We start from the raw sequence: 20,577 nt of genomic DNA, 5'->3' as shown, positions 1-20,577 counted from the left end.
TGCCGGCGCCCCGCGCGGCCAGGCCGTGTCTACTCCGGCGGAGCCAGCCTCGCCGGGAACCCGCCCGTCGCGATCGGGCTCCAGCGCTCCGGTGTGAGGCGGATGATCGACTTGCCCTGCCGCACCATCGCCTCGCGGTACTCGTCCCAGTCCGGGTGCTCCCCGGAGATGTTGCGGAAGTACTCGACCAGCGGCTCCACCGACTCCGGGACGTCCAGCACCTCCGCCGTACCGTCGATCTGCACCCACGGCCCGTCCCAGGTGTCCGACAGGACGATCACACTCGCGCGCGGGTCACGCTTCGCGTTGCGCGTCTTCGCGCGCTCCGGGTAGGTGGAGACGACGATCCGGCCCGAGTCGTCCACGCCGCAGGTCAGCGGGGAGCCCTGGGGACGGCCGTCCGAACGGGTGGTCAGCAGGATCGCGTGGTGCCGGGGCCGCACGAACTCCAGCAACTCGTCGAGCGCCACGGTGGTGTTGGTCGCGATGTTGGGTGCCATGTCTCGCAGCCTACGACGCGGCCTACGACGCGGCCTGCGACGCGGCCCCGTCCGCCGGTCCGACCTCCCGCACCGCCTGGATGTCGAGTTCCACCCGCAGCGTCGTGCCGATCATGGAAATCCCCGCCTGCACCACCTGGTTGTAGTTCATGGCGAAGTCGCTCCGCAGCAGCTCCGTCGTCGCGCGGAAGGCCGCCCGCTCACCGCCCCACGGGTCGGGCCCGGTCCCGAGGTACGACAGGTCCAGCGCCACCTTCCGTACGACTCCGTGCAGCGATAGTTCGCCCCGTACGGTCCAGCGGTCCGGGCCGGACTGGTTGACCCCCGTGCTGTGGTACGTGATCTCCGGGTACCGCTCCGCGTCCAGGAAGTCCGGCGACCTGAGGTGCTTGTCCCGTACTCCGTTGCCGGTGTCGATGGTCGCCGCGTCGATGACCGCGTCCACGCGGGAGTGCTCCGGCACCGCCGCGACCGTGATGCGGCCGCCGAACTCGGTGAATCGGCCCCGCACGCTGGAGATCCCGAGGTGCTGCGCGATCGTGACCACGGACGAGTGCGCGGGGTCGAGGTTCCACACACCGGGCGGCGGCAGGTCGACGTTGCCCTGCCGGATCAGGACGACCGTTCCGGCGTCGGCGACACCCGTGGAGGTGACGAACGCGGTGGCGGCGGCGGGCGCGTAGCCGACGGCCGTCACGATCACGGTGTACGGCCCGGGCGGCAGCTTCACGTCGGAGGCCACCAGCCCGTCGCTGTCCGCGTCGGCACGCACCATCTGCGCGCCGGTCCGGTCGGTGAGGGTAACGGTGGCGTGCTGGACGGCCCAGCCGTCCGTCGTCCGTACCTGTGCGCGAAGTCCCATCCCGCTTTTCTCCTCGGTCGCAGTTCTCGTGAAGCCCGTCCGGCCGAGGACCGGGCCCCGGCACGGTGCCGGCACGCCGTCCCCAGGCTGCCGCCACCGCCACCGGGGCCCCTTCCGCCGGGCGCGGGCGCGGCCTCCGCTCGGGAGCGCGCCCCCGTCCGGGGGCTCTGACGGGCGTTACTCGCCCGGGTGGTTGAGCTCGACATCGTGGCTGTCGACGCCGTGCCCGGTGACGGTCAGGGCACCCGCCACGGGCGGGTAACCGGTCGCCATGACCGTGTACTCCCCCGCGTCCAGGTCCGCGAAGCCGTACACCCCGTCGTCCCCGGTCGTCGCGGTGGCGACCACGTTCCCGGCCGCGTCGATCAGCGTGACACGTGCGTCGGGCAGCGGACGCCGGGCGGCCCCCGCCCGGACCGTGCCCTGGACGAGCGCGCCCGACCGCAGGACGGCCTCGACGCGGGTCACGCCCTGGGCGCCGATCTCCACCGGCAGTGCCAGTGGCCGGAAACCGCTCGCGTTCACGGCGACGGTCACCGAGCCGGGCAGCAGCTCCGCGAAGGCGAACTCGCCCCCCTCGGCGGACTTTCCGGTCGCCAGCACATCGCCGCGTACGTCGGTCACGATGACCATCGCGCCCTCCACGGGAGTGCCGCCCTCCTCGCTCCGTACGGAGCCGGTGAGCCCGCTCGTACCGACGAGCAGGATGTCGTACGCCAGCGGCTCCGCGCCGACGGCCACCGTGGCGGCCTGCGGCTGGAAGCCGTCGGCCGAGGCGATGAGGACGTACGAGCCGGACTCCGGCGCGTCGACCTCGTAGCCGCCGTCCTCCCCGGCGACCGCGCGGCCCAACTGGCGCCCGGCCGGGGAGATGAGGGTGACCGCGGCCTGTGGCACGGTCCCGCCCTCGGCGCCGCGTACGACGCCGTGGACGGGAACCCCGCCGCCACCGGGCGATTCCGTATCCGTACCCGCTTCCGTAGGCGTGCCGGCGGCCTCGACGGCCACCGGCTCCTCGGCGACGACAGCGCCACCGGTCGGGACGACGACCTGCTCGACCGGCGTGAACGGCGCGCTCTCCGGGCTCTCCTCCGCGTCACCGGCGGCGCGCGTCTTCAGCGCGACCTCCTTGATGAACAGCGTGATGACGAAGGCGAGCAGCGCGGCCGGCGCCGAGTAGAGGAAGACGTCGGCGACGCCGTGCCCGTAGGCCGCCTCCACGACGGTCCGCATCGGCCCCGGCAGCTTGTCCAGATCGGGGATGCCCCCGCCGCCCGTACCGGCGTGACCGGCCGCCGCGGCCTCCGGGCCGAGATCGGCCAGACCGTCCTTGACGTAACTGACGACCCGGTGGCCCAGCACCGCGCCCAGCGCCGAGACGCCGATCGCGCCGCCGAGGGAGCGGAAGAAGGTGACGACGGAACTCGCGGCGCCCAGGTCCTGCGGGGAGACCTGGTTCTGCGTGCACAGGACCAGGTTCTGCATCATCATGCCGATTCCGAGGCCCATGACCGCCATGAAGACCGCGATGTGCCAGTACTCGGTGTCGTACCGGATGGTGCCCAGCAGCCCGAGGCCGGCCGTCACCAGCACACCGCCGCTGACCAGCCACGCCTTCCAGCGTCCCGTCTTGGTGATGACCAGGCCCGAGACCGTCGAGGAGAGGAAGAGTCCGCCGATCATCGGGATGGTCATCACGCCGGACATCGTCGGCGACTGGTCCCGCGCCAGCTGGAAGTACTGGCTGAAGAAGACCGTGCCCGCGAACATCGCGACACCGACGAACAGCGAGGCCAGCGAGGCCAGGGCGATCGTGCGGTTGCGGAAGAGGCGCAGCGGGATGATCGGCTCACTGGCCCGCGACTCGGTGAAGAGGAAGAGCAGGCCGAGCACGACCGTGCCGGCGAGCATCGCGTACGTCTGCCAGGAGATCCAGTCGTACTTGTCACCGGCGAAGGTGACCCAGAGCAGCAGCAGCGAGACGGCCGCGCTGATGAGGAAGGCGCCGGTCCAGTCGATCTTGACCTTGCGCTTGACCACCGGGAGCTTGAGGGTCTTCTGGAGCACGATCAGCGCGACGACGGCGAAGGGGACGCCGACGTAGAAGCACCAGCGCCAGCCGAGCCACGACGTGTCGGTGATGACACCGCCGATGAGCGGGCCGCCGACGGTGGCGACGGCGAAGGTGGCGCCGAGGTAGCCGCTGTAGCGCCCGCGCTCACGCGGGGCGATCATCGCCGCCATGATGATCTGGGCGAGCGCGGTGAGACCGCCGACGCCGATTCCCTGGATGACGCGGAAGACGATCAGCATCCCCGCGCTCTGGGACAGTCCGGCCGCCGCCGAGGCGACCACATAGAGGGTCAGGGCTATCTGTACCAGCAGCTTCTTGCTGAACAGGTCGGCGAGCTTGCCCCACAGGGGAGTGGTCGCCGTCATCGCCAGGAGCGAGGCGGTCACCACCCAGGTGTACGCGCTCTGGCCGCCGCCGAGGTCGGAGATGATCTCGGGCAGGGCGTTGGTGACGACCGTCGAGGAGAGGATCGCCACGAACATGCCGAGCAGCAGACCGGAGAGCGCCTCCATGATCTGACGGTGGGTCATCGGCGTGCCGGGTACCGCGGCGGGGGAACCGCCGCCGTGCTTGCCGTGGCCGCCCCGTACACCCGTTGGTGTGGTGGTCGTAGCCATTGAATTCCTTCGTCTCAACTCTGCCGCCGCGCGGGCGTCTCTCGCGGTGCGGCCTCAGATTCGGGTGCGGGTGCGACTTCGGATGCGGCTTCGGGTGCGGCCGTGGTGCCGGGAGCGTAGCGGCCGGGCCTGCGGTCGCCGAAGTTTTCGCGCAGACGTGCCAGCATTGTGTTCAGCTGTCCGACTTCGTCGTCGGTCCAGTCGGACAGCGCGCGGGCGAATGTCTCGGTCGTCCGTCGCGCCAGTTCGTCGAGCAGTTCGCGGCCCGCCGGTGTGAGCCGCAGGATGCGGGACCGCCGGTCGGCGAGGTCGGGCGCGCGCTCGATCCAGCCGCGCTCGGCCGCGTGTGCCACATGCCTGCTGGTTACGGACATGTCCACGGCCAGCAGCTCGGCGAGGCGGCTCATCCGCATCTCGCCGTGCCGCTCCAGCAGGGTCAGTACGGCGGCCGAGCCGCCCGGACAGTCGGGTGGCAGGACGCGGGAGAGTCCCCGTTTCACGGCGCCGATGGCACTGAGCTGGCGGGCCAGCTCCGCGTACTGACTCGTGGCGGCCATGACCCCTCCGAGAAGACCCCTCGTGCCTGTCGCACCTATGTTGTTGCTTGGGGCAACCATAGAAGCGGTTGGTTGCTGAAGGCAAACGAAATGAGGTCATCAGGAGTAAAGGAACCGAAAAGGCTTCGCATGTGCGGGGTCAATGGTGCGCGGGGGACGCGCGAGCACCGGGAGAGGAGCGTAGGAAGCCCCGGAAAGGCCGCTGCGGGGGCTCTGACGCGCCTTCGGTCGGCCCCGGGGGTTGGGCGGGGTCACGGTGTTCGCTAGGGTCCTGGCACATGGCACACAACCCCCATGCCCCGCAGGGCCCCGAGGGAAATCCCGACCCCGCGGGCAACACCCAGATGTTCCGCGCCTTCGTCGACGAGGGTGAGCCACAGCGTCGACAGGCACCGCAGCGGAGCGGATCGAAGACCGGGCTGATCGTCGGCGTCGTGGCCGGGATCGCGATCCTCGCCGCGGTCGCCTGGCTCGCGCTCGGCTGACCGCGGACGGACAGGCTCCCGGACCGGTCCCGGCCGGCCGCGGGTCCCACTCATGACGGTGGCGCTCCGCTCCATGCGGGGCGCCACCGCTGCGACGGCTCCGGCGAGGCCGAGCTCTGCGGCGGGGCCGTGCTCGCGGTGACGCCCGCGATCAGTCCGCGATCAGTCCTTCCCGCAGCTGTGCGAGCGTGCGGGTCAGCAGGCGTGAGACGTGCATCTGCGAGATGCCGACCTCCTCGCCGATCTGGGACTGCGTCATGTTCGCGAAGAAGCGCAGCATGATGATCTGCCGCTCGCGGGGCGGGAGTTTGGCCAGCAGCGGCTTCAGCGACTCCCGGTACTCCACACCCTCCAGGGCCGTGTCCTCGTACCCCAGACGGTCCGCGAGCGAGCCCTCGCCGCCGTCGTCCTCGGGGGACGGCGAGTCCAGCGAGGAGGCCGTGTACGCGTTGCCGACCGCGAGCCCGTCGACCACGTCCTCCTCCGACACGCCCAGCACCAGGGCGAGTTCGGGGACGGTCGGGGAGCGGTCCAGCTTCTGCGCCAGCTCGTCGCTGGCCTTGGTGAGCGCCAGCCGCAGCTCCTGGAGCCGGCGGGGCACGCGCACGGACCACGACGTGTCGCGGAAGAAGCGCTTGATCTCGCCGACGACGGTCGGCATCGCGAACGTGGGGAATTCCACGCCCCGTTCGCAGTCGAACCGGTCGATCGCCTTGATGAGGCCGATCGTGCCGACCTGGACGATGTCCTCCATCGGCTCGTTACGGCTGCGGAACCGGGCCGCCGCGTAACGCACCAGAGGCAGGTTCAGCTCGATGAGGGTGTCACGTACGTAGGTGCGCTCCGGGCTGTCCTGGGCGAGTACGGCGAGCCGCAGGAACAGGGAGCGGGACAGAGTGCGGGTGTCGATGGCTTCCGGCTGGGACACGCGCGGTTCGGCCGCACGGTCGAGAGCATCCGGCGCCTCCGGTGCCTGCTCGCTCTTGTTGAGCGTGAGCACCTTCGAGCTGCCCTGTTCTACGGACATGCCACCCCCTTGAGGTCGCTGACGGTCGCGGTGGCCGCTCCCGTCGAAGGAACGCAGCCTCCACCTGAATACCGGAGGTGGGGCTGCGGCAAACGCGGTTCCAGCAGAATGTCACATGTCGTCAACACGCTGTAGCGCCAAGTCGACATATCTGCACCGGAATATGGGGGTATGCGAATTTGCTGCTCTGGAAGGCGCTGCGGGGTTACTACCCGGAAGAGCTATGCCTCGATCCTGTTTGCGGATCGCAAACGCGCGAAGCTTCGCGCGAGCAGCCGCGACACATGCATCTGGGAGACGCCGAGCTCCTGGCTGATCTGTGACTGCGTCAGGTTGTTGTAGTAGCGCAGCATCAGGATGCGCTGTTCCCGCTCCGGCAGTTGTACGAGCAGATGCCGGACCAGATCGCGGTGCTCGACGCCGGCCAGCGCGGGGTCCTCGTAGCCGAGCCGGTCGAGCAGGCCGGGCAGCCCGTCGCCCTCCTGGGCGGCCTCCAGCGACGTCGCGTGGTACGACCGGCCCGCCTCGATGCAGGCGAGGACCTCCTCCTCGGAGATCTTCAGCCGCTCGGCGATCTCGGCGGTGGTGGGCGAGCGGCCGTGGGCCGTCGTCAGATCCTCGGTCGCGCCGGTGACCTGGACCCACAGCTCGTGCAGCCGGCGCGGTACGTGGACGGTGCGCACGTTGTCGCGGAAGTAGCGTTTGATCTCGCCGACGACGGTGGGCATCGCGAAGGTCGGGAACTGCACGCCCCGGTCCGGGTCGAACCGGTCGATCGCGTTGATCAGACCGATCGTGCCGACCTGGACGACGTCCTCCATCGGCTCGTTACGGCTGCGGAAGCGGGCGGCGGCGTACCGCACGAGCGGCAGATTCGCCTCGATGAGCGCGCTGCGGACCCGGGTGTGCTCCGGGGTGCCGCGTTCCAGATCCTTGATCTGCGAGAAGAGGAGCTGCGTCAGGGCCCTGGTGTCGGCGCCCCGCGTCTGCGGGGTCGACGGTCTTGGTTCGGTCTCGTTCGGGGTCTCGACGAGACGGGGCGGCTCGGCGGGGCCCAGAGGCTCGGCGGGAGGGGCCTCGGCCCGGCTCTCGGCCCGGTCCTCCGGCCTGGCTTGGCCCTGGGGCTCGGCTCGGGGTTCGCTCTGGGGCGGCATTTGAGGCGTTGTACTGGCCGGCACGGTCACGCCACCCCTTTGCGGTCAACTACGGTCAACTCATCCGTCAAAAGCGGTCATAGCATCACAAGACATGCCCACTGTGTGCAAGCACCAGAAAACTCCGTGTTGGCGGGGAATCCGCTGCTCACGCTCGAAAAGCCCCACGCCGGTGAGGCGTGGGGCCGGGAGTGCGACGGGAGAGCCGCAGGGGAGCGTCAGCGGAGCCAGGGGCTCAAAAACCGGTCGGAATCAATCAGAACTCGTAGTCGGCGATCACCCAGGTGGCGAATTCTCGCCACTGCCCGACGCCCGCCTGATGGTCGGGGTGCTCCAGGTAACGGGTCAGCGCGTCCGCGTCGGCGACCGCCGAGTTGATGGCGAAGTCATGGGCGATCGGCCGGTCGCTGATGTTCCAGCCGCACTCCCAGTACTCCAGCTCCGGGATCTTGCCGCCCAGCTCCGCGAAGGCCCGCGCGCCGTCGACCACCCGTCGCTCGTCGCGGGAGACACCCTCGTTGAGTTTGAAGAGGACCAGGTGGCGGATCAAGGCGGTCTCCCGGGGGCGTGGCAGGCGGGCGGACGAGCGGCGCGTGCCGCCCGGCGGATGGCGCGGTGGGTGGCGCGGTGGTGAAGCCTCCGGCCGTGGCTACTGTACGAGCTCGGTCATGAACTCGCCGACACCCTCGGCCGCGCTGGCTATGCCCTCGAACCCCACCTGCACAAGATCGGCGGACCGTTCGGGTGAAGTGATGATCGTATACAGCACGAAGACAATCACCAGATAGAGCACGAGCTTCTTCGTTTGCACCATCAGCGCTGCCTCCCCTGCCGTCCCCAGTGCGATCGCGTGAGTCTAACCGTACGAATGGGCCGGTTCGGAGAACGATTTCGATCACCTGCGTGACCGCTTCTGGCCACACCGTATTGACGCCTGGTCACCGCGGCCCGACCGGTGCGCGGTGCGCGGCATGTGCCCGGCTCGCGCCGTCAGGATCTGAACGGACAGTCGGCGAGACATATCGCGAACCGGATCAAATGCCTCGCGAGGTCGGTCAGTTGTTGATCGAACAGCGGTCGGTGAAGGCCGGTGCGTGCACAACTCTTGACGTGTACGAAACACGGGAGAACCATCTGCCGTAACGAGAGAGCGCTCTCCGGGTTCTGCCCGGTCTCTCCGTGTGTATCCCGAACTCCCCCTCGTCGTCCGAGACTTCAGGAGACCTGCCCATGCACGCTCCGCCGTCCGCTGTACCGGTTTTCAGGAGACCCGCTTCGGTGCGCCGCCGCGGTATCGCCGCGTCCGTCGCCGCCACTCTGGTCGCCTCCCTGCTGATGCTCATCCCCGGGACCACCGCCGCGAGCGCCGCACCGGCCCTGGTCTCCCAGGGCAAGCCGGTGACCGTCTCCAGCACGGAGAACGGCGGCACCCCCGCCGCGGCCGCCGTGGACGGCGACAACGGCACCCGCTGGTCGAGCGCCGCCGCCGACCCGCAGTGGATCCGGATCGACCTCGGCTCCACGGTCGCGGTCAGCCAGGTCGTGCTGCGCTGGGAGACCGCGTACGCCAAGGCGTACCGGATCGAGCTCTCCACGAACGGCACCACCTGGACCAGCGCGTACTCCACCACCACCGGCCCCGGTGGCAACGAGACGCTGAACATCTCCGGCGACGCCCGCTACGTACGGCTGACCGGCACCACCCGTGCCACGCAGTACGGCTACTCACTCTGGGAGTTCCAGGTCTACGGCGAGAGCGGCGGCCCCGGCGGCCCGATCCAGGGCGGCGGCGACCTCGGTCCCAACGTCAAGGTCTTCGACCCCTCGACGCCCAACATCCAGGGCACGCTCGACCAGATCTTCCGGCAGCAGGAGTCGGCCCAGTTCGGCACCGGTCGCTACCAACTGCTCTTCAAGCCGGGCACGTACAACAACCTCAACGCCCAACTCGGTTTCTACACCTCGATCTCCGGTCTCGGCCTGAAGCCCGACGACACGAACATCAACGGTGACGTGACCGTCGACGCGGGCTGGTTCAACGGCAACGCCACGCAGAACTTCTGGCGCTCGGCCGAGAACCTCGCGCTCAACCCGGTCAGCGGCAGCAACCGCTGGGCCGTCGCGCAGGCGGCGCCGTTCCGCCGTATGCACATCAAGGGCGGGCTGAACCTCGCGCCGAACGGATACGGCTGGGCCAGCGGCGGCTACATCGCCGACAGCAAGGTGGACGGCACCATCACGCCCTACTCCCAGCAGCAGTGGTACACCCGTGACAGCGCCATCGGCGGCTGGGGCAACGGTGTCTGGAACATGGCGTTCTCCGGGGTCGAGGGCGCGCCCGCGCAGTCCTTCCCGAACCCGCCGTACACGACGCTGAACAACACCCCGACCTCCCGCGAGAAGCCGTTCCTCTACCTGGACGGCAACACGTACAAGGTCTTCGTCCCGGCCAAGCGCACCAACGCGCGCGGCGTCTCCTGGAACGGCACCCCGCAGGGCGAGTCCCTGCCGCTCGACCAGTTCTACGTGGTCAAGCCGGGCGCCACGGCGGCCACGATCAACGCGGCGCTCGCCCAGGGTCTGCACCTGCTCTTCACCCCGGGCATCTACCACGTCGACCAGCCGATCAACGTCAACCGGGCGAACACCGTGGTCCTCGGCCTCGGCTACGCCACGATCATCCCGGACAACGGGGTGACGGCGATGAAGGTCGCCGACGTGGACGGCGTGAAGCTGGCCGGCTTCCTGATCGACGCCGGACCGGTGAACTCCCCCACCCTGCTGGAGGTCGGCCCGCAGAACGCCTCGGCCGACCACTCCGCCAACCCGACGACCGTCCAGGACGTCTTCATCCGCATCGGCGGCGCCGGTCCCGGCAAGGCCACCACCAGCATGGTCGTCAACAGTGACGACACGATCATCGACCACACCTGGATCTGGCGGGCCGACCACGGTGACGGCGTCGGCTGGGAGACCAACCGCGCCGACTACGGCCTCCAGGTCAACGGCGACGACGTGCTGGCGACCGGACTGTTCGTCGAGCACTTCAACAAGTACGACGTGCGGTGGAGCGGTGAGCGGGGCCGGACGATCTTCTTCCAGAACGAGAAGGCGTACGACGCCCCGAACCAGGCCGCCATCCAGAACGGCTCCATCCAGGGCTACGCCGGCTACAAGGTGGACGACTCGGTCGTCACCCATGAGGGCTGGGCGATGGGCAGCTACTGCAACTACACGTCCGATCCGAACATCCGTCAGGAACACGGCTTCCAGGCGCCGGTGAAGCCAGGGGTGAAGTTCCACAACATCCTGGTCGTCTCACTCGGCGGCATGGGCCAGTACAACCACGTGATCAACAGCACCGGATCACCGACCTCGGGTACGTCGACGGTCCCGTCGAACGTGATCAACTTCCCGTAGGCACGACGGCGCGGCGCACGTGACACCCCAGGGCCCGGTCTCCTCGCGAGGAGACCGGGCCCTGATCGCGCGCCGGCCCCGGCTCGCCCTTTGTCCGCATCACGTGCAGAAGCTATCGAAGTACGCTTTACGGGACATCGCACTCATCGGGAGGAAGCCATGCCCGCCCGACCCTTCCGTTTCGGCGTCAGCATGCCGGCCATCGGTACGCGCTCCGCCTGGCAGGCCAGGGCCCGGCAGGCCGAGGACCTCGGTTACGACGTGCTCCAGGTCCCTGATCACCTGGGCACGCCGGCGCCGTTCCCCGCCCTGCTCTCCGCCGCCGACGCGACCACCACCCTGCGGCTCGGCACCCTTGTCCTCAACGCCGGCTTCTACCGGCCCGCCCTGCTGGCCAGGGACATCGCGGACACCGACCAGCTCACGGACGGCCGGCTGGAGGTGGGCCTCGGCGCCGGATACGCGCAGGCCGAGTTCCGTACGGCGGAGCTGCCGTACCCGGCGCCCGGGGACCGCGTCGTCCATCTGGCGCACACGGTCGCCGAACTGCACCGGATGTTCGCCACCCCGGACCAGCCGCCGAAGGTCCACCGGCGCCCCACCCCACGGCTGCTGCTGGCCGGTCTCGGCGACCGTGTGCTGCGGCTGGCGGCGCGGGAGGCCGACATCGTCGGCCTCCCCGTCATGGGGCTGACGACCCCGCCGGGGGCGGACCCGCAGCAGGTCCTCGCGGACCGGGTCGCCCACGTCCGCTCCGAGGCGGGCGCGCGCTTCGGCGCCCTGGAACTGCAGCTGTTCGTGTCGGCGGTGGTCCTGACGGCCACGGCCGATGCCCTGGCCCCGATCCGCCGCACGGCCCCGGATCTGACCGAGGACCAGATCCGCCGCCTCCCCAACGTCCTGGCGGGCCCGCCGGCACAGCTCACCGAGACGCTGCACCGCTACCGGGAGACGTACGGGCTGAGCTACTTCTCCGTACGCGAGGAGCACATGACGGACTTCGCGAAGGTCATGGCCCACCTGCGCTGAACCCGCCCGCGCCGAGCCCGCCACGACGGACCGGCGTCCCCGGCCCGGCAACGCGAAGGGGCGGACCTCATGAGGTCCGCCCCTTCGTCGTACAAGCGGTAGCGGTGGGATTTGAACCCACGGTGACGGGTTACGCCACACTCGCTTTCGAGGCGAGCTCCTTCGGCCGCTCGGACACGCTACCGAGAGAGAGCTTAGCCCAAGGTGGCCCTTGCTCAGAAATCGATAACGCGGCGGTCCCGGAAGAAGTCCGTCAGCAGCTGTGAGCACTCGTCGGCGAGCACCCCGTGGATCACTTCCGGGCGGTGATTGAGACGGCGGTCCCGTACGACGTCCCAGAGCGAGCCCGCCGCGCCCGCCTTCTCGTCGAGCGCCCCGTACACGACCCGCGCCACCCGTGACTGCACGAGCGCGCCCGCGCACATCGTGCACGGTTCCAGGGTCACCACGAGCGTGCAGCCGGTCAGCCGCCAGGCGCCGAGTTCCGCCGCCGCCCTGCGGATGGCCAGGACCTCCGCGTGCGCCGTGGGGTCGCCCGTCATCTCGCGTTCGTTGTGGCCGGCGGAGAGCACCGAGCCGTCCGGGGACAGCACGACAGCACCGACCGGCACATCGCCGGCCGGCGCCGCGCGTGCGGCCTGTTCCAGGGCGAGGCGCATCGGCGCCCGCCACGGCTCACGCACCGGATCGGCCGCCGGTTCGCTCGCCGGTTCGCCCACCGGGTCGTGCTCGGTCACTAGCGCGCGGTCTCCAGCACTTCGGAGGCGCCGAGCGCGTCGGCGATCTCGGACATGGCGTCGGTCTCCAGCGCCAGCAACTCCGCCTCCGACAGGCCCAGGTCCGCGAGGATCGCGCGGTCGCCCGCCGGTCCGGCGGGAACCGCTCCCGGTCCGGCCGTGACGGCGGTGCCGGCGCCGCCGTCGGTGTCGTCCGTGTCCTCCTGCTCTTCACTCTCGCCGTCCTCGGTACCGTCGAGGTCCAGCGTGTCCAAGGCGTCGTCGAGGTCGTCATCGTCCCCGCCGAGCAATTCGTCCGTGAGGATCTCCCCGTAAGAGGAGCGTGCGGCCATGGCCGCGTCGGAGACGTAGATACGAGGATCCTCCTCGCCCTCCACGCGGAGCACGCCGAACCAGGCGTCCTCCTGCTCGATGAAGACGAGCACCGTGTTCTCGTCCACCGAGGCTTCGCGGGCCAGGTCGGTCAGATCCGACAAGGTCTCCACGTCGTCGAGCTCTGTGTCGCTCGCTTCCCATCCGTCTTCGGTGCGCGCGAGCAGTGCGGCGAAGTACACCGTGACTCTCCCACTGGTCAGAGGTGACGATTCGGCGGTGCGCTGCGCTCTGCCCCGCCCACTACTCGGAATCGTGGCAGAAAGCGGGCGATTGCGAGAGGTCTTCCGCCGTTGCGTCGTGCAGGCATTTTTTTGGACCGGTCCGGACGCATGGCCGGACCGGAGGGTGAGAGACCCGTGGGGCGGGGGTCCGCCGGTGCCCAAGTGACCGTCCCACGGCGGCCGGAGGGCCGATGGGTGACCGCTGCGCGACTACCAGCGGAAGGTCCGCATCCGCATCTGCTGGCGCATCCGGGCCGCGCGGGCCTGGCGAGGTTTCACCCGCTCGCGCAGCGCCTTGGCCTCGTTCAACTCCCGCAGGAACTGCGCACGCCGACGCCGGCGGGCCGCGCCGCTCTCGTCGGAGCCGAGATCGGCCGCGGGGGACGGCGGGGGATCGGGCACGGAATCAGGCGTGGGACCCGGCCCTGTGGCGGGTCCGGCGTCCGCGTACGGGCGCGAGCCGTCCGGCCCGGCGCCGACCGCCCCGTCCCCGCCGCCCCGCTCCTGCGGATCACGCCGCTGCCGGTCCCGCATCGCCGCCTCACCACCCCACGACTCGGTTGGCTGTGTCCCCTGTGCGCGTGTCCATGCACCTTCCCTGCGAGCGGTGAATTGATGCCAGCGGGGGGCGCCGGCCGGGCCACGGTTACTGTGGAGCCATGCGGATTCACGTCGTCGACCACCCGCTGGTCGCGCACAAACTCACCACGCTGCGCGACAAGCGCACCGACTCCCCTACCTTCCGACGCCTCGCCGACGAGCTGGTCACCCTGCTCGCGTACGAGGCCACCAGGGACGTGCGCACTGAGCAGGTCGACATCGAGACTCCGGTGACGCCGACCACGGGTGTGAAGCTCTCCTACCCGCGGCCTCTGGTGGTGCCGATCCTCCGGGCCGGTCTCGGCATGCTCGACGGCATGGTGCGGCTGCTCCCGACCGCCGAGGTCGGTTTCCTCGGGATGATCCGTAACGAGGAGACGCTTCAGGCGTCGACGTACGCGACCCGGATGCCCGAGGACCTCTCGGGCCGCCAGGTGTACGTACTCGACCCGATGCTGGCCACCGGCGGCACGCTGGTCGCGGCGATCCGCGAGCTCATCGGACGCGGCGCCGACGACGTGACGGCCGTGGTGCTGCTCGCGGCGCCCGAGGGCGTCGAGGTGATGGAACGCGAGCTGGCGGGCACGCCGGTGACGGTCGTCACGGCGGCGGTCGACGAGCGGCTGAACGAACGCGGGTACATCGTGCCGGGGCTGGGCGACGCGGGTGACCGCATGTACGGGACGGTCGACTAGGCCGTCCTGTCCGGGCCGTGCTCACCGGCCCGGACACCCGCTAGCCCTTGTGGTCGCAGGGGACGTCGGGTGAGGGCCTGGTCAGGACCGCCAGGGCCCGCTCGGCGTCCTTCTGCACGCTCAGGCTCTTGAAGGCCGTGCCGAGCAGCAGGTCGACGTCCTTCGTCTTCCGCTCGTCGTGCTGGGGCTTCGCGCCCTTCAGCTGGGCGCCGAGCACGGTGAAGGAGCTGTCGGCGGCGGCCGGGGCGCCCAGCAGTATCCCGGTGCCGGGGATCTTCTTGTCGAACGCCGCCGGTGCGTTGCCCACCTTGCCGATGACGAAGCCGCGCTTCTTGAGCTCGTCGGCGGTGCTCTTGGCGAGTCCGGCGCGCGGCGTCGCGTTGTAGATGTTGACCGTGATCTGGGCCGGCTTGGGTAGCGTCCTGACCGGCGCAGCCGACGGGGACGGCTTGCAGTCGGGCTCGCGGCCCGAGGCGGTCGTCGTCTTCTCCTTCGACCCGCCGTCCGCCGTGAACACGTCGATGAGCTGTACGGTCCCCCAGCCGGCGAGGCCGAGGGCGACGACTGTGGCGACGGCCGCGAGCACGATCCTGCGTCGGTTCCGGGGGCGACGCATGCGGGGGTACTTGGCACCCGTAATGCGATATTTGCCGCCCATGCCAGGGGGGGTGAGCATGCTCATGGCCGCAGCGTAGTGCGCGCCGGTAGTGATTCCTACTAAATGATCAACAGGTTGGGCCTCTGGGCGTCGGAAAGACCCCGAAAGGCTCAGTGACGAGTCGGCCGAGTGCCCGTCGGCCCGTCAGGAAGCCCGTCCCCGGCCGTGGGCGGCGGGTCGGCTCCCGCCGGCCGGTTCAGCCCAGGTCCAGTTCGAGCACGCGCGCGTGCAGTACCTGCCGCTGCTGGAGCGCCGCGCGGACCGCGCGGTGGAGGCCGTCCTCCAGATAGAGGTCGCCCTGCCATTTGACGACATGCGCGAAGAGGTCTCCGTAGAAGGTCGAGTCCTCGGCGAGCAGCGTCTCCAGATCCAGTTGCCCCTTGGTGGTGACGAGCTGGTCGAGGCGGACCGGGCGCGGCGCGACGTCCGCCCACTGCCGGGTACTTTCCCGGCCATGGTCGGGGTACGGTCGCCCATTTCCGATGCGCTTGAAGATCACACGGAAAGCCTACCGGGCGAGCGCCTCCGGGCGCAGCCATGGCGCGGTGGTGCAAAGGGGCCCATACGGGTCGAAGTGGGAACGACGTATGAGTGGAACCACCCCGTCCGGAGACGTCGCCGCCCCTGTCGCCTTCTGTAGGAGGGCCGCGCGCGAACGGCGGGTGCCGGGGGAAATCGCTCCCCCCGGCACCCGCCGTGAGCGGCTGTCAGGCTGTAGGCGGATCAGACCGGCGGCGTGTCAGGACCGGTTCTCGTTCCCGTGCTCGTGGTCGTGGGCGTTGGACGCGCCGACGCCGGTGTCGCCACCCGTGGTGCGCGCCGTCTTGGCCGTGGCCTCCGACTTGGCCTTCGCGGTGAGCGGGCTCAGGTCGTGGGCGTACTGGCCGACCGCGTCGGCGATGACGTCGATGTTGACGTCGAACGCCTCCTTGTTGATGTTGTCCAGGTCGTCGCAGGCCGCGTGGTAGCAGGGGTCGTACGCGACACCCGCCTCGCCGCCGAACTTCGCCGCCTGGGCCTCGGTCTTGATGCCCTCGGCGCCGGTGAAGGTTCCCCCGGAGGGGATGCCGACCTCGATGAACGGCCCGTAGTCCGAGCGGCCCGTGAAGTCGGTGCCCTCGTGCGGGTACTTCCTGCCGTCGAGGAAGTCGGTGATGCCCTTCTCCAGCTGCGCCGATCCCTCGGGCCCCGGGCCCTCGCCGACGGCGTCCGAGTCGTCGCCGTCGTACACGAACTGTCCGAAGTTCGGCGAGGCGATCATGTCGAAGTTCAGATAGAGCTTGATCTGCTCGGCCTGCTCGGGGGTGAGGCCCTTGACGTAGTCCTCGGCGCCGAGCAGCCCCAGCTCCTCGGCCGACCACCAGGCGAAGCGGACCTTGTTGGCGGTCTTCTCACGGGACTTGGCGAGGTCCAGGGCGACTTCCAGCAGCCCGGCGGAGCCGGACGCGTTGTCGTTGATGCCCGCGCCCTCGGTGACGGAGTCCAGGTGGGAGCCGAGCATCACCGTGTTGGCCGCGTCGCCGCCCCTGGTCTCGGCGATGACGTTGCGGGTGGTGCGCTTCTCCTGGAGCTGACGGATGTCCAGGGCGACCGTCACGGGGCCCGCCGCGGCCTCGGCGGCGAGCTTCGCGCCCTCGGCCTGCGTGACACCGCCGGTGGGGATCCTGGCCGCGGCCGGGTCGCCCAGGGTGCCGCTGAGGGCGCCCTCGGTGTTGTTGGAGACGATCGCGGCGACCGCGCCCGCGCCGGCCGCCATCTGCTGCTTCGTGGCGAAGTCGCAGCCGCCGCGCTGGATGAGCGCGATCTTGCCGGTGAAGGCTCCGGCGGCGTAGTCGGTGGCCTCGCAGCCGGTGGTCGCGTCGACCGGTACGACGGCCAGGCCGGCCTCGATGCCGCCCTCGGGCGTCGACGTCGTGTACGACATGGCCGTGATCTCGGAGTCGCGCGGCGTCGGCGCGGTGACCTTCAGCGTCTCGGCCTGCGTCTCGATGTACGTGAACTCGAAGCTGTCGTAACTGACGTCGTAGCCCGCCTTCTTGAGAAGGCTGTACACGTACGCGGCGGAGGCGTCATGGCCGAGCGAGCCCGCGGCGCGGTGGCCGCCGGCGGAGTCGGCGATGTCCTGGAACTTCTTCAGGTGCTTGTACGCGTCCTTGCCGGACGCCTCCTTGACGAGCTTCTTGGAAAGCTTCGCCGCGTCCTTCGCCGGGTCGGGCCTGTTGTGCGCGGAGGCGGAGGATGCGGACAGCAGAAGCGGGGCCGCGAGCGCGGTAGCAGCTGCGACTGCCATGAGTCTGCGGGACGTTGCGTTCACAGGGGTCCTTCCGATGCGAACGAAAATACGAACGGTGCGGAGTGAAGCTAACGAAAGCTAGCGACCAGGGGTGCCTCAGGGGAACAGATGTGCCACAAGTCGTGCACTCGCGCCGGGGTTCGCTCAGCTTTTCGCCCGGGCCCGGGGGCTCTCGGCCGCCTTCGCCGCCTTGGCGGCACGCTTGGCCTCCTGCTTGTGCGCGCGGACCTTGGCCAGGGTCTCGGGCCCCGTGATGTCCGCCGCCGAGCGGTACGAGCCCTCGTCGCCATACGCGCCGGCCGCCTCCCGCCAGCCCTCGGGCCGTACGCCGTACTGCTTGCCGAGCAGCGCGAGGAAGATCTGCGACTTCTGCTTGCCGTAGCCGGGGAGTTGGGTGAGCCGCTTGAACAGCTGGGCGCCGGTGTCGGCGTCCTTCCACACCGCGGCGGCGTCCCCGTCGTAGTGCGCGACCAGGAACTGGCAGAGCTGCTGCACGCGCTTGGCCATGGACCCCGGGTAGCGGTGGACGGCGGGCTTCTCCGAGAGCAGGGCCGCGAAGGCCTCGGGGTCGTAGGCGGCGATCGCGTGGGCGTCCAGATCGTCACCACCCATGCGTACGGCGATGGCGTACGGCCCCGAGAAGGCCCACTCCATGGGCACCTGCTGGTCCAGCAGCATGCCGACCAGCGCGGCCAGCGGGCTGCGTCCGAGGAGTTCGTCGGCCTCGGGCTGCTGTGCGATCCGAATCGTCGTGCTCATGGGCAGATGGTGGACCGGGAGGCGGAAAAATTCATGGAGGCCACGCCCTGACGGTGTGTTCATATGACTGTTTTATGGCGCGGATGGCCGTACATGGCGAGGGGTAGAGCTGGACACGGACAGCTGCCGGAGTCCTCCGGAATCCTCGGGAAAGGCCGCGCACCAGTGACACAGCCCTTCGAACTGCCGGATTTCTACATGCCTTATCCGGCGCGTATCAATCCCCGACTGGAGGAGGCCAGGGAGCACTCCCGGACCTGGGCCGGGGAGATGGGGATGCTGGAGGGCTCCGGCATCTGGGAGCGGAGCGATCTCGACGCGCACGACTACGCGCTGCTGTGCGCCTACACCCATCCCGACTGCACGGGGCCGCAGTTGTCGCTGGTCACCGACTGGTACGTGTGGGTCTTCTTCTTCGACGACCACTTCCTGGAGATCTTCAAGCGGACCCAGGACCGCGAGGGCGGGAAGGCGTATCTGGACCGGCTCCCGGCGTTCATGCCGATGGACCTCGCCGACGGGTTCCCCGAGCCGACGAATCCGGTGGAGGCGGGCCTCGCCGACCTCTGGGAGCGCACGGTCCCGTCGATGTCCATGGAATGGCGGGCCCGATTCGCCGAGAGCACGGAGAATCTGCTCAACGAATCCCTCTGGGAGCTCGCGAACATCAACGCCGAGCGGATCTCGAATCCCGTCGAGTACATCGAGATGCGCCGCAAGGTCGGCGGGGCCCCGTGGTCGGCCGGACTCATCGAGTACGCGGCGGGGGCGGAGGTGCCGGCCCCGATCGCCGACTCACGTCCGATGCGGGTCCTGCGCGACACGTTCTCCGACGGGGTCCATCTGCGTAACGACCTCTTCTCCTACCAGCGGGAGATCGAGGAGGAGGGCGAGCTGAGCAACGGAGTGCTCGTCCTGGAGACGTTCCTGAAATGCACGACACAGGAGGCGGCCGACGCGGTCAACGACCTGCTGACCTCCCGCCTTCACCAGTTCGAGAACACGGCACTGACGGAGCTGGGCCCGCTCTTCGTGGAGAAGGGCATCGACCCGGCCGCGGCGGCCGGGACCCTGGCGTACGTGAAGGGCCTCCAGGACTGGCAGTCCGGCGGTCATGAGTGGCACATGCGCTCCAGCCGGTACATGAACGGCGCGGACGCGGGCGGGGGCGCGGCGGCGGGGGAGACGGCGGGCCCGCTGTTCTCGCTGACGCCGGTCGGGCGCGGGACGTCCGCCTCGGACTGTCTCAAGAGCCTCACCAACGGCTCCCCCGCCAGGGCGCGCGCCCACAGCCACGTGCCGTTCCAGCGGGTGGGGCCCTCGATCCTGCCCGCGTTCGAGATGCCGTTCGAGGCGAAGCTCAGCCCGCATCTGGAGGCGTCGCGCGAGCACGTGGTGGAGTGGGCGCACCGGATGGGCATTCTGGAGGCGCAGCCCGGCGTTCCCGGCTCGGACGTCTGGGACGAGGACCGGATCCGCCGCGTCGACCTGCCGCTGTGCGCGGCGGGCATCCATCCCGACGCCACCCCCGAAGGGCTCGACCTGACGTCGGACTGGCTGGCCTGGGGGACGTACGGCGACGACTTCTTCCCCGTCGTCTACGGCAACACCCGCAATCTGGCGGCGGCCAAGGTCTGCAACGAGCGGCTGTCGCTGTTCATGCCGGTGGAGACGCTCGACACCCCGCCACCGCTCAGCGCGCTGGAGCGCGGCCTGGCCGACCTGTGGCTCCGTACGGCGGGCCCGATGGACGAGGACGCCAGACGGGCCTTCCGCGCGAGCGTCGAGGACATGACGGCGAGCTGGGTCTGGGAGCTGACCAACCAGATCCACAACCGCGTCCCGGACCCCGTCGACTACATCGAGATGCGCCGCGCGACCTTCGGCTCCAACATGACGATGAGCCTGTGCCGCATCGGCCACAGCGACGCCGTGCCGCCGGAGATCTACCGCAGCGGCCCGATGAGGTCCCTGGAGAACGCGGCGCAGGACTACGCGTGCCTGATGAACGACCTCTTCTCGTACCAGAAGGAGATCGAGTTCGAGGGCGAGGTCCACAACGGCGTCCTCGTGGTGCAGTCCTTCTTCAACTGCGACTACCCGACCGGCGTCGCCATCGTCCATGACCTGATGCAGGGCCGCATGCGCCAGTTCCAGCATGTCGCGGCCAACGAACTGCCGGTCCTGTACGACGACTTCGGGCTCGACGACGAGGTGCGCGGGGTCCTAGACGGCTATGTGAGGGAGCTGGAGAACTGGCTGTCCGGGATCCTCGTCTGGCACGACGGCTGCCACCGTTACAAGGAGGAGGACCTGATCCGCGACCGCGCGGGTGTCACCCGCTGGCTCCCGCCGGCGCTCAGGGGCCCCGGCACATCGGCGACGAGAATCCACCTCCCGTCCCCGGCGTCCCCCGACGCTCTGACGCGGGCACTGACACCGTGAACCGCGGCTCCTCCCGCTCCCGCCGACTCCGCGGCCCGCCCCGGGCTCCGGTCCGGCGCGGGGGATACC

General features: G+C 69.8%; 20 protein-coding genes and 1 tRNA gene. 5 read left to right on the top strand and 16 right to left on the bottom strand.

Features of this window, described 5'->3' with window-relative positions; all coding sequences use genetic code 11:
- Positions 1-29 precede the first annotated feature (29 nt).
- The 4 genes from GXP76_RS19020 to GXP76_RS19005 all read right to left on the bottom strand — a co-directional run bounded on the left by GXP76_RS19020 (position 30) and on the right by GXP76_RS19005 (position 4,610).
- Positions 30-500 carry a PPOX class F420-dependent oxidoreductase gene (locus GXP76_RS19020; RefSeq protein WP_242572745.1) on the bottom strand — a complete coding sequence of 157 codons (471 nt, stop codon included), beginning with the start codon at positions 498-500 and terminating at the stop codon, positions 30-32.
- A gap of 22 nt (positions 501-522) precedes the next feature.
- Positions 523-1,362, bottom strand: coding sequence for a YceI family protein (locus GXP76_RS19015; protein ID WP_242572744.1), 840 nt, complete (start codon positions 1,360-1,362; stop codon positions 523-525).
- Between the two features lie 177 nt (positions 1,363-1,539).
- Positions 1,540-4,053: an MDR family MFS transporter gene (locus GXP76_RS19010; protein WP_242572743.1), complete on the bottom strand. Its 2,514-nt coding sequence runs from the start codon at positions 4,051-4,053 to the stop codon at positions 1,540-1,542.
- 14 nt (positions 4,054-4,067) lie between these two features.
- A complete protein-coding gene (locus tag GXP76_RS19005) occupies positions 4,068-4,610 on the bottom strand; it encodes a MarR family winged helix-turn-helix transcriptional regulator (RefSeq protein ID WP_242572742.1) in 543 nt (180 codons plus the stop codon).
- A 278-nt stretch (positions 4,611-4,888) separates the two neighbouring features.
- Here GXP76_RS19005 and GXP76_RS19000 point away from each other — a divergent pair, with 278 nt between their 5' ends.
- Positions 4,889-5,095 (top strand): hypothetical protein, encoded by a 207-nt coding sequence (locus tag GXP76_RS19000; RefSeq protein ID WP_242572741.1) that lies wholly within the window; start codon positions 4,889-4,891, stop codon positions 5,093-5,095.
- Positions 5,096-5,246: 151 nt separating this feature from the next.
- Here the strand turns inward: GXP76_RS19000 and GXP76_RS18995 are convergent, their stop codons facing one another.
- The 4 genes from GXP76_RS18995 to GXP76_RS18980 all read right to left on the bottom strand — a co-directional run bounded on the left by GXP76_RS18995 (position 5,247) and on the right by GXP76_RS18980 (position 8,090).
- Positions 5,247-6,122: an RNA polymerase sigma factor SigF gene (locus GXP76_RS18995; protein ID WP_242572740.1), complete on the bottom strand. Its 876-nt coding sequence runs from the start codon at positions 6,120-6,122 to the stop codon at positions 5,247-5,249.
- A gap of 221 nt (positions 6,123-6,343) precedes the next feature.
- Positions 6,344-7,276: an RNA polymerase sigma factor SigF gene (locus GXP76_RS18990; RefSeq protein WP_242572739.1), complete on the bottom strand. Its 933-nt coding sequence runs from the start codon at positions 7,274-7,276 to the stop codon at positions 6,344-6,346.
- Positions 7,277-7,532: 256 nt separating this feature from the next.
- Positions 7,533-7,826, bottom strand: a complete 294-nt coding sequence (locus GXP76_RS18985) for a Dabb family protein (protein WP_242572738.1) — start codon at positions 7,824-7,826, stop codon at positions 7,533-7,535.
- Between the two features lie 99 nt (positions 7,827-7,925).
- Positions 7,926-8,090, bottom strand: a complete 165-nt coding sequence (locus tag GXP76_RS18980; protein ID WP_187280354.1) for a hypothetical protein — start codon at positions 8,088-8,090, stop codon at positions 7,926-7,928.
- 416 nt (positions 8,091-8,506) lie between these two features.
- Between GXP76_RS18980 and GXP76_RS18975 the strand changes: the two genes are divergently transcribed.
- Both GXP76_RS18975 and GXP76_RS18970 read left to right on the top strand, forming a co-directional pair.
- A complete protein-coding gene (locus GXP76_RS18975; RefSeq protein WP_374361628.1) occupies positions 8,507-10,696 on the top strand; it encodes a discoidin domain-containing protein in 2,190 nt (729 codons plus the stop codon).
- 159 nt (positions 10,697-10,855) lie between these two features.
- The gene (locus GXP76_RS18970) at positions 10,856-11,725 is read left to right on the top strand and encodes a TIGR03621 family F420-dependent LLM class oxidoreductase (RefSeq protein ID WP_242572737.1); all 870 of its coding nucleotides are present in this window, start codon (positions 10,856-10,858) and stop codon (positions 11,723-11,725) included.
- 96 nt (positions 11,726-11,821) lie between these two features.
- Here the strand turns inward: GXP76_RS18970 and GXP76_RS18965 are convergent.
- From GXP76_RS18965 to GXP76_RS18950, 4 genes are all read right to left on the bottom strand, one after another.
- A tRNA-Ser gene (locus GXP76_RS18965) sits at positions 11,822-11,909 on the bottom strand.
- Positions 11,910-11,940: 31 nt separating this feature from the next.
- On the bottom strand, positions 11,941-12,384 hold the full coding sequence (gene tadA / locus GXP76_RS18960) for a tRNA adenosine(34) deaminase TadA (RefSeq protein ID WP_242572752.1): 444 nt from the start codon (positions 12,382-12,384) through the stop codon (positions 11,941-11,943).
- A 77-nt stretch (positions 12,385-12,461) separates the two neighbouring features.
- Entirely contained in the window at positions 12,462-13,016 is a 555-nt protein-coding gene (locus GXP76_RS18955) for a hypothetical protein (protein WP_242572736.1), read from the bottom strand.
- Between the two features lie 252 nt (positions 13,017-13,268).
- Positions 13,269-13,592 (bottom strand): hypothetical protein, encoded by a 324-nt coding sequence (locus tag GXP76_RS18950; protein WP_242572735.1) that lies wholly within the window; start codon positions 13,590-13,592, stop codon positions 13,269-13,271.
- Positions 13,593-13,717: 125 nt separating this feature from the next.
- Between GXP76_RS18950 and upp the strand changes: the two genes are divergently transcribed.
- On the top strand, positions 13,718-14,353 hold the full coding sequence (gene upp, locus GXP76_RS18945) for a uracil phosphoribosyltransferase (protein WP_242572734.1): 636 nt from the start codon (positions 13,718-13,720) through the stop codon (positions 14,351-14,353).
- 40 nt (positions 14,354-14,393) lie between these two features.
- Here the strand turns inward: upp and GXP76_RS18940 are convergent, their stop codons facing one another.
- The 4 genes from GXP76_RS18940 to GXP76_RS18925 form a co-directional block, all read right to left on the bottom strand.
- A complete protein-coding gene (locus GXP76_RS18940) occupies positions 14,394-15,035 on the bottom strand; it encodes a LytR C-terminal domain-containing protein (RefSeq protein ID WP_242572733.1) in 642 nt (213 codons plus the stop codon).
- Positions 15,036-15,207: 172 nt separating this feature from the next.
- Positions 15,208-15,510 (bottom strand): type II toxin-antitoxin system VapB family antitoxin, encoded by a 303-nt coding sequence (locus tag GXP76_RS18935; protein ID WP_023540426.1) that lies wholly within the window; start codon positions 15,508-15,510, stop codon positions 15,208-15,210.
- A gap of 240 nt (positions 15,511-15,750) precedes the next feature.
- A complete protein-coding gene (locus tag GXP76_RS18930) occupies positions 15,751-17,301 on the bottom strand; it encodes a M28 family metallopeptidase (RefSeq protein WP_242572732.1) in 1,551 nt (516 codons plus the stop codon).
- A 147-nt stretch (positions 17,302-17,448) separates the two neighbouring features.
- Positions 17,449-18,063, bottom strand: coding sequence for an HhH-GPD-type base excision DNA repair protein (locus GXP76_RS18925; RefSeq protein ID WP_242572731.1), 615 nt, complete (start codon positions 18,061-18,063; stop codon positions 17,449-17,451).
- Between the two features lie 165 nt (positions 18,064-18,228).
- On the opposite strand from GXP76_RS18925, the gene GXP76_RS18920 reads away from it, so the two are divergent.
- Positions 18,229-20,508 (top strand): terpene synthase family protein, encoded by a 2,280-nt coding sequence (locus tag GXP76_RS18920; RefSeq protein ID WP_242572730.1) that lies wholly within the window; start codon positions 18,229-18,231, stop codon positions 20,506-20,508.
- The last annotated feature ends 69 nt before the right edge of the window (positions 20,509-20,577 follow it).

Source organism: Streptomyces sp. NP-1717 (genome assembly GCF_022695985.1).
Taxonomy (GTDB): domain Bacteria; phylum Actinomycetota; class Actinomycetes; order Streptomycetales; family Streptomycetaceae; genus Streptomyces.
This window is presented reverse-complemented; position numbering and strand designations above follow the sequence as displayed.

What these genes read in the sequence shown, in the direction of transcription:
- GXP76_RS19015 (WP_242572744.1), bottom strand. Translation starts at nt 1,362, where the DNA reads ATGGGACTTCGCGCACAGGTACGGACGACGGACGGCTGGGCCGTCCAG.
- GXP76_RS18940 (WP_242572733.1), bottom strand. Translation starts at nt 15,035, where the DNA reads ATGAGCATGCTCACCCCCCCTGGCATGGGCGGCAAATATCGCATTACG.
- GXP76_RS18975 (WP_374361628.1), top strand. Translation starts at nt 8,507, where the DNA reads ATGCACGCTCCGCCGTCCGCTGTACCGGTTTTCAGGAGACCCGCTTCG.
- tadA (WP_242572752.1), bottom strand. Translation starts at nt 12,384, where the DNA reads ATGCGCCTCGCCCTGGAACAGGCCGCACGCGCGGCGCCGGCCGGCGAT.
- GXP76_RS18925 (WP_242572731.1), bottom strand. Translation starts at nt 18,063, where the DNA reads ATGAGCACGACGATTCGGATCGCACAGCAGCCCGAGGCCGACGAACTC.
- GXP76_RS18950 (WP_242572735.1), bottom strand. Translation starts at nt 13,592, where the DNA reads ATGCGGGACCGGCAGCGGCGTGATCCGCAGGAGCGGGGCGGCGGGGAC.
- upp (WP_242572734.1), top strand. Translation starts at nt 13,718, where the DNA reads ATGCGGATTCACGTCGTCGACCACCCGCTGGTCGCGCACAAACTCACC.
- GXP76_RS19010 (WP_242572743.1), bottom strand. Translation starts at nt 4,053, where the DNA reads ATGGCTACGACCACCACACCAACGGGTGTACGGGGCGGCCACGGCAAG.
- GXP76_RS18995 (WP_242572740.1), bottom strand. Translation starts at nt 6,122, where the DNA reads ATGTCCGTAGAACAGGGCAGCTCGAAGGTGCTCACGCTCAACAAGAGC.
- GXP76_RS19005 (WP_242572742.1), bottom strand. Translation starts at nt 4,610, where the DNA reads ATGGCCGCCACGAGTCAGTACGCGGAGCTGGCCCGCCAGCTCAGTGCC.
- GXP76_RS18930 (WP_242572732.1), bottom strand. Translation starts at nt 17,301, where the DNA reads ATGGCAGTCGCAGCTGCTACCGCGCTCGCGGCCCCGCTTCTGCTGTCC.
- GXP76_RS19000 (WP_242572741.1), top strand. Translation starts at nt 4,889, where the DNA reads ATGGCACACAACCCCCATGCCCCGCAGGGCCCCGAGGGAAATCCCGAC.
- GXP76_RS18980 (WP_187280354.1), bottom strand. Translation starts at nt 8,090, where the DNA reads ATGGTGCAAACGAAGAAGCTCGTGCTCTATCTGGTGATTGTCTTCGTG.
- GXP76_RS19020 (WP_242572745.1), bottom strand. Translation starts at nt 500, where the DNA reads ATGGCACCCAACATCGCGACCAACACCACCGTGGCGCTCGACGAGTTG.
- GXP76_RS18970 (WP_242572737.1), top strand. Translation starts at nt 10,856, where the DNA reads ATGCCCGCCCGACCCTTCCGTTTCGGCGTCAGCATGCCGGCCATCGGT.
- GXP76_RS18990 (WP_242572739.1), bottom strand. Translation starts at nt 7,276, where the DNA reads ATGCCGCCCCAGAGCGAACCCCGAGCCGAGCCCCAGGGCCAAGCCAGG.